The sequence below is a fragment of the Psychrobacter sp. W2-37-MNA-CIBAN-0211 genome, from assembly GCF_040309405.1.
Classification (GTDB): domain Bacteria; phylum Pseudomonadota; class Gammaproteobacteria; order Pseudomonadales; family Moraxellaceae; genus Psychrobacter; species Psychrobacter glaciei.
The window spans coordinates 1-274 of the sequence record NZ_JBEOOU010000185.1 but is presented as its reverse complement, the minus strand read 5'-3'; the positions used below and the strand labels follow the sequence as shown (position 1 = coordinate 274).

The 274-nt window shown below is 34.7% G+C and carries 1 protein-coding gene; it reads right to left on the bottom strand.

All coding sequences use genetic code 11. From position 1 onward, the window contains the following. Positions 1-230: hypothetical protein (locus tag AAEY72_RS14830; protein ID WP_352311307.1), on the bottom strand; the 230-nt coding region annotated here is incomplete at its 3' end. Positions 231-274 lie beyond the last annotated feature (44 nt).

Below are 274 nucleotides of genomic sequence, written 5' to 3'. Positions count from 1 at the left end.
ATACTATCTTCACTGTTATAAACAACGTTACATTTAATTTGATTAATTGATGCATCTTTTAAAAATGAGCGAAGTGAGCTATCCGAATTTTCGAGCAACTCTCCCTCTGCATATCGCATTTTATCTGCCATAACAGATGGTGATATTTTGTTATAATATATTGTTGAAATAAGTCTCGCGTGACCGGCAAGAAGTTTAGAAATTACTGGAATCGGTACGTTAGAATCCATTGAATAAGCTGTAATTAAGCTTACTCTCAAGCTATGTGGAGGGA